General features: G+C 67.8%; 8 protein-coding genes. 4 read left to right on the top strand and 4 right to left on the bottom strand.

Translation table 11 applies throughout. From position 1 onward, the window contains the following. The 3 genes from CFR78_RS13515 to CFR78_RS13505 form a co-directional block, all read left to right on the top strand. The coding region (locus CFR78_RS13515; protein ID WP_408884608.1) for a lytic transglycosylase domain-containing protein at nucleotides 1-1,938 on the top strand (1,938 nt) is incomplete at its 5' end. Then, on the top strand, nucleotides 1,938-2,411 hold the full coding sequence (locus CFR78_RS13510) for a phosphatidylglycerophosphatase A family protein (RefSeq protein ID WP_007400310.1): 474 nt from the start codon (nucleotides 1,938-1,940) through the stop codon (nucleotides 2,409-2,411). The genes CFR78_RS13515 and CFR78_RS13510, both read left to right, overlap by 1 nt. A gap of 35 nt (nucleotides 2,412-2,446) precedes the next feature. After that, nucleotides 2,447-2,950, top strand: a complete 504-nt coding sequence (locus CFR78_RS13505) for a CinA family protein (protein ID WP_007400309.1) — start codon at nucleotides 2,447-2,449, stop codon at nucleotides 2,948-2,950. Nucleotides 2,951-2,969: 19 nt separating this feature from the next. Here the strand turns inward: CFR78_RS13505 and CFR78_RS13500 are convergent, their stop codons facing one another. Genes CFR78_RS13500 through lipA form a run of 3 tightly spaced genes read right to left on the bottom strand, consistent with a single transcriptional unit; the run spans nucleotide 2,970 to nucleotide 4,832 of the window. Next, nucleotides 2,970-3,317 carry a hypothetical protein gene (locus CFR78_RS13500; protein ID WP_007400308.1) on the bottom strand — a complete coding sequence of 116 codons (348 nt, stop codon included), beginning with the start codon at nucleotides 3,315-3,317 and terminating at the stop codon, nucleotides 2,970-2,972. A 34-nt stretch (nucleotides 3,318-3,351) separates the two neighbouring features. Then, nucleotides 3,352-3,840: a type II toxin-antitoxin system RatA family toxin gene (locus CFR78_RS13495; RefSeq protein ID WP_034929821.1), complete on the bottom strand. Its 489-nt coding sequence runs from the start codon at nucleotides 3,838-3,840 to the stop codon at nucleotides 3,352-3,354. Then, entirely contained in the window at nucleotides 3,840-4,832 is a 993-nt protein-coding gene (gene lipA / locus CFR78_RS13490) for a lipoyl synthase (RefSeq protein ID WP_034929824.1), read from the bottom strand. Before lipA ends, CFR78_RS13495 begins: the two co-directional genes overlap by 1 nt. A gap of 3 nt (nucleotides 4,833-4,835) precedes the next feature. Here lipA and CFR78_RS13485 point away from each other — a divergent pair, with 3 nt between their 5' ends. Further along, a complete protein-coding gene (locus CFR78_RS13485; protein WP_110581264.1) occupies nucleotides 4,836-5,090 on the top strand; it encodes a hypothetical protein in 255 nt (84 codons plus the stop codon). Here CFR78_RS13485 and lpdA read toward each other — a convergent pair. After that, nucleotides 5,087-6,496: a dihydrolipoyl dehydrogenase gene (gene lpdA / locus CFR78_RS13480; RefSeq protein WP_034929827.1), complete on the bottom strand. Its 1,410-nt coding sequence runs from the start codon at nucleotides 6,494-6,496 to the stop codon at nucleotides 5,087-5,089. The genes CFR78_RS13485 and lpdA overlap by 4 nt on opposite strands. Nucleotides 6,497-6,505 lie beyond the last annotated feature (9 nt).

Below are 6,505 nucleotides of genomic sequence, written 5' to 3'. Positions count from 1 at the left end.
CTGCTGGCGGCGCTGGCCGCCCGCCCCGCTCCGGCCGCGCCATCCGCACAGCCCGCGCCCGCCCGTGGCGACTGGCCCACCCCGCGGCAGGCCGCCACGGGCAATGCCGATGACGACCCGGTCGCAGCCAAGCTGCTGGTCTATCTGCGCCTGCTTTCCCCCGCGCGCAGCAGCGCGGATGAATACGCGACCTTCCTGACGGAAAACCCGTCCTGGCCCCAGCGCGCGCTGCTGCTGGCGCGCTTCCAGCAGGCCCTGGCCGCCGAGCCGGACAACGCGGCGGCGGGCCGCCTGTGCGCCGCCCAGCCCCTGACCGATGCGCACGCCCTGCTGCGCTGCGCCAGTGCCACCCCCCGCCCCGCCGGGCTGGACGCACAGGCGCGCGCCACATGGGTCAACCGCGCCGACACCCCGGCCGAGGCCCAGACCCTGCTGACGGGATTCGGCACCGTCCTGACACCGCAGGACCACTGGCAGCGCTTTGACCGGCAGGAACGCGCGGGCCGGGTGGATGCGGCAGCAAGGCAGGTGCCCATGCTGGACCCCGCCCAGCAGGTCGTGGCGCGTGCGCGGCTGGCGCTGCGCCGCAACGACCCGCAGGCGGAAGCCGTGCTGGCCACGGTTCCGGACGGGCAGCAGGCCGATGCCGCGCTGGTGTTCGACCACCTGCGCTGGCTGCACCACGCACAGCGGCTGGATGAGGCACTGGCCCTGTGGCATGCGCGCGGGGTGGCGGCGGAAAAGGAGGTGCCCCCCACGATCGCGGCCGGTTTCTGGCGCGAGCGTGACGGGCTGGCGCGTGACCTGCTGCTGGCCCACCGCACCGCCGATGCCCTGTTCATGGCCAGTGACAGCGCCGATATCGGTTCCGCCAACCATTACGACGCACTGTTCCTGAGCGGGTGGATCCGGCTGCAATACCTGCATGATGCCAGGCACGCCGTGACCGATTTCACCCCGCTGGCGCAGGCGGTGCCGGTCATTACCCGCAGCCGGGGGCTGTTCTGGGCCGGGCGCGCCCTTGCGGCCGAAGGGCATGCCGCCGCGGCACGCGCGCAGTGGGAACAGGCTGCCACGCTGGCCAATACCTTCTATGGCCAGATGGCCATCGCGTGGCTGGGTGGCAATGCCATGAACCCGCTGCTGGTGCCCGAACAGGCCGGCCGCCAGATCCGCGCCTACCTGCTGCGCCAGAGCGAACCCACCCCCAGCGTGGCCGATTCCGTGCGCTTTGACACCACCGACCTGGCCCGCGCGGCCGAGATCCTGGTGGCATGGGGGGACCGGCGGCATGCGCGTGACTTCATCCTGGCGCTGGATGCGCAGTCCACCAGTACCATCGACCATGTGCTGGCCGCCCGCATGGCCACGCGGCTGGGCATACCCGATGCCGCCGTGATGGTGGCCCGCCTGGCCGGGCGCGACGGGCTGACACTGGTGCATGAAGGCTGGCCGCGCACCTACACGCCGCCCACTTCCATCCTGCCCGCCGATGTGGAACTGGCCGTGGCGCGGCAGGAAAGCGGGTTTGACGCCGCCGTGGTCAGCCCCGCCCACGCCGTGGGGCTGATGCAGCTTCTGGTGCCCACCGCGCGCGAGATGGCGCGCAAGGCGGGCCTGCCCGCCACACGGGTCAGCGCCGAATCCCTGACCGACCCGCAGCTCAACATGCAGCTGGGGGCCGCCTACCTTGCCGAGATCGCCCAGCGCATGGGCGGCGCCGTGCCCTATGTGGCCGCCGCCTACAATGCCGGGCCGCACCGCACCGACACATGGCTGCTCACGCTGGGCAACCCCGCGCGCGACACCCCGGTGCCCGACGCCATGCTGGACTGGATCGAGAGCATCCCGTTTGGCGAGACCCGCAACTACGTGGAACGGGTGGAGGAGAACATGGCCATCTACCAGGCCACCGACCCCGCGCTGGGACAGGGCTGATGGCGGGCGACGCACCCCGGCTGGCCCGGCTGGTCGCAACCTTTGGCGGCTGCGGGCTGGCCCCGCGCGCGCCGGGCACGGTGGGTTCGCTGGCCGCACTGGTGGTGGGCATCCCGCTGCTGGGACACTGGATCTGGATGGCGCTGGCCATCCTGCTATGCACCTTCGTGGGCTGGCGGGCCACGGTAGCGGTATCGGGCGGGGCGGACCACGGCTGGATCGTGATTGATGAAGTGGCGGGCATGTGGCTGGCCATGTTCCCCCTCGCCCCCCTGCCGCTCACTGCCCTGCGCTGGGCGGACGGGCTGTGGCTGCTGCTGGCCTTTGCCCTGTTCCGCCTGTTTGACATTACCAAGCCCGGCCCGGTGGGCTGGTTTGACCGCAGGCATGACGCGGTGGGCATAATGGGGGATGATGTCGTGGCCGGGCTTATGGCGGGTGCCATACTGGCAGGCATCCACGCCCTGGCCTGATGCGTTAGACCGGCCAGAAATGGAGAACCCGGCGCATGTTACCTGATACGCTCCTTGCCCGCATACCCGACGCGCTGGCTCGCTTCCGCGCGGCGGGGTGCCGCATTGTCACGGCGGAAAGCTGCACCGGCGGCCTGCTGGCCGCGGCCCTGACCGAAGCCGCGGGGTCATCCGATGTGGTGACGGGCGGTTTTGTCACCTATTCCAACAGCATGAAATCCCACGCGCTGGGCGTGCCCGCGACGCTGCTGGAACGGTACGGCGCGGTCAGCCGGGAAGTGGCCGCCGCCATGGCGCAGGGCGCGCTGGGCCATGCGCCCGACGCCAACCTGGCCATTGCCATCACCGGCATAGCCGGCCCCGGCGGCGCGGTGGAAGGCAAGCCGGTGGGGCTGGTCTGGTTTGGCGTGGCGGGCGGGGGCAGCGTGGATACGCTCTCCCACACCTTCGCGGGCGAACGGTGGGATGTGCGCGCGCAGGCGGTCCGCACGGCGCTGATGCTGCTGCTGGACCATGCCGGGCGGCTGATGGCGGAATAGTGGCGGCAGGGTGCGGGGACTATTCGCCCGCGCCATCCATCTGCGTGCGGGGCACGGGTATGCTGCCTGCCGTCTCGCCCGTGCCGGCGGCCTGTACGGCATGGCTTGCGGCCCGGCCCGTGCTGCCCGGCCCCGCACGCATGGAAACGGGGGAAGCGGCGGGGGCCGCCGTGCCGGCCGCCGTGGGCTGTGGCAGTGCCGACCGCGCCTTCTGCAGGCTCTGCGCGTTCAGGTCATCCGTCTGTGCATCGGTGCTGGCTTCCGCCGCATGGCGGGCCGCGTGACGGACGGCGGGCGCGGCCATGGCGGGCAGCGTGGTGCACAGCAGGGCACCGCCCAGCATGGTGGCAAGGAAACGTTTGGTCATGACGGGGTCCTTCTGTCCGGTCGGATCTGGGTGTTCAGGCGCTTCCGGCCTTGGCCGTGCCCACGGGCGGCGGTACGGGAGCCGCGGGTGCGGGCGGGCCGTATATGTCACGCGCGCGGCGGATGAAGGCGGAGACCATAAGGCGCACCGCCTCGTTGAACACCACGCCGATCGCGGCCTGCAGCAGGCGGGAGCGGAATTCGAAATCCACAAAGAAATCCACCAGGCAGCCACGCGGTTCGGGCGTGAAGGTCCAGACGTTGTTCAGGTAGCGGAACGGCCCTTTTTCATAACTGACGCGGATCGTACCCGGTGCCTCAAGCAGCACGCGGCTGGTGAACGTCTCACGGAAGGGACCAAAGCCGATGGTCAGGTCCGCCACCAGTTCGGTTGCCGTGCGCGTGCGCACGCGCGCGCCCGTGCACCACGGCAGGAACTGGGGGTATTTCCCGACGTCGGCCACCAGGTCAAAAAGCTGGCTGGGGGAATAGGCGATAAGCCGACGTTCGGCATGGGTGGGCATCACATAATCTCCATTACGCCACGTTCGCCCCGCAGGCGCTGTGCGCGTGCGGCACGCAGTTCCGCGAAATCGGCATCCGCATGGTACGACGACCGCGTCAGCGGCGAGGAACTGACCTGCAGGAACCCCTTTACCCGGGCCATGCCCGCATAATCGGCGAATTCCTCCGGTGTCACGAACCGGGCCACCGCCGCATGCTTCACTGTGGGCTGGAGATATTGCCCCAGCGTGATGAAATCAACATCCGCAATCCGCAGGTCATCCATGACCTGGAGTATTTCGGGCCGTTCCTCGCCCAGTCCCAGCATCAATCCCGATTTCGTGAAGATGGAGGGATCCATCTTCTTCACGTCATCCAGCAGGCGCATCGACTGGTAGTACCGCGCGCCGGGGCGGATGGTGGTGTAGAGCCGGGGCACGGTTTCCAGATTGTGGTTGAACACGTCGGGCCGCGCACGCACCACCACTTCCAGCGCGCCGGGCTTGCGCAGGAAGTCGGGGGTCAGGATCTCGATGGTGGTGTCGGGCGCGTGCGCGCGGATCGCCCCGATCACGCGCGCGAAGTGGTGCGCGCCGCCATCGGGCAGGTCATCGCGGTCCACCGAGGTAATGACCACATGCCGCAGCCCCAGCCGCGCCACCGCATCGGCCACGCGCTCGGGTTCATCCGCATCCAGCGCGTGCGGCAGGCCGGTGGTGACATTGCAGAACGCGCACGCACGGGTGCAGATTTCCCCCATGATCATCATGGTGGCGTGGCGCTGGGACCAGCATTCGCCGATATTGGGGCAGGCTGCCTCCTCACACACGGTGACAAGGTTGTTGTCGCGCATGAGCCTCCGCGTTTCGTGATAGGTGGGGTGGTTGGGCGCGCGCACGCGGATCCAGTCGGGCTTGCGCGCAATGGGGTTATCGGGCCGATGCGCCTTTTCGGGGTGCCGCAGGGCGGCATCCGTCTTCTTGCGGTGGTCGATCGTCAAACGCACGGACATGGCATGAACATCCCATCTGGCAGGCTGGTTGACCAGAAGTGTAACGCCTGCCCCACAACGTCAAGCATTCTTGCGGCCCGCGCGGCGGCAGGGGATCACAACCGCACGATCAGCGCTGTGATCCCCTGCCCTGCCTGCACAACAGGCCGGAAAGTGAAAAAAGTTCTTGGTGAAGCTTTTTTCCAAAAAGCTTCAAAGACCGCCGCCTTTTTGAAAAAAGGCGGCACCCAAAAACTTTTGTTCTTTTTTATCAGCTAGATATGCAACGCACCGTCATACGCCGCCAGCACGGCTTCGTGCATGGTTTCCGATATGGTGGGGTGCGGGAACACGGTTTCCTTCAGTTCCGCATCGGTCAGTTCACCGGTGCGGGCAATGACGTAGCCCTGGATCATCTCGGTCACTTCGGGGCCGACCATGTGGGCACCCAGCAGTTCACCCGTGGCGTCATCGAAGATGGTCTTGACCATGCCCTCCGGCTCCCCCATCGCAATGGCCTTGCCGTTGCCGATGAAGGGGAAGCGGCCGACGCGCAGCTTATAGCCTGCGGCCTTCGCCTTTTCCTCCGTCATGCCGACGGAGGCCACCTGCGGGCGGCAGTAGGTGCAGCCGGGAATGTTGAGCGGGCTGATCGGGTGCACGCTGCGCCCTGCGATCAGTTCCGCCACCATCACGCCCTCATGGCTGGCCTTGTGGGCAAGCCACGGCGGGGCCGCGATGTCACCAATGGCGAAGACCCCCTTCTCCGCCGTGCGGCAGTAGGGATCGACCGTGATGTGGGTGCGGTCCACCTTGATCGCGGTGCCTTCAAGGCCGATATTTTCGACATTGCCCACAATCCCCACCGCCGAGATCACGCGCGCAACCGTAACCGGCTGCGTCCTGCCGCCAGCCGTGACCTCCACGGTTACGCTGTCAGCATCCTTCTTTATCGCGCCCAGCTTCGCGCCGGTCAGGATCTTCATTCCCTGCTTTTCCAGCGCCTTGCGGGCAAAGGCACTGATTTCGGCATCTTCCACCGGCAGGATGCGGTCGGCCACTTCCACAATGGTCACGTCCGCCCCCATGTTGCGGTAAAACGAGGCGAACTCCACCCCGATCGCGCCCGAACCGATCACCAGCAGGCTGCGCGGCAGTTCGGTCGGCACCATGGCCTCACGGTACGACCAGACCAGCTTGCCATCCGGCTCCAGCCCCGGCAGCACGCGCGCACGCGCCCCCGTGGCCACGATCACGTTGGGCGCGGTCAGGACAGCCGTCTCCTTCCCGTCCGTGCTGACCGAAACCCTGCGCATATCCCCCTGCGTGCCCGCCAGCCTGCCAAAGCCGTTGATGACCGTGACCTTGTGCTTCTTCAGCAGATGGGCAACACCGGCCGAAAGCTGGGCCGAGACAGCGCGCGAGCGCTTGACCACCCTGGCAAAGTCAAAGCGCACATTGTCCGCCGCAAACCCGAATTCCTCCAGGTTGTGCAGCATGTGGTTGATTTCGGACGCGCGCAGCAGCGCCTTGGTGGGAATGCAGCCCCAGTTGAGGCAGATGCCGCCAAGCTGGGCGGCTTCCACCACCGCCACCTTCAGCCTGAGCTGGGCAGCGCGGATGGCCGCCACATACCCGCCGGGGCCGCCGCCAATGACAATGAGATCAAATTGCGTGGTGCTCATTTCGGATCG

Origin of the sequence: Komagataeibacter rhaeticus, assembly GCF_003207855.1 — a bacterium.
GTDB classification, from domain to species: domain Bacteria; phylum Pseudomonadota; class Alphaproteobacteria; order Acetobacterales; family Acetobacteraceae; genus Komagataeibacter; species Komagataeibacter rhaeticus.
This window is presented reverse-complemented; position numbering and strand designations above follow the sequence as displayed.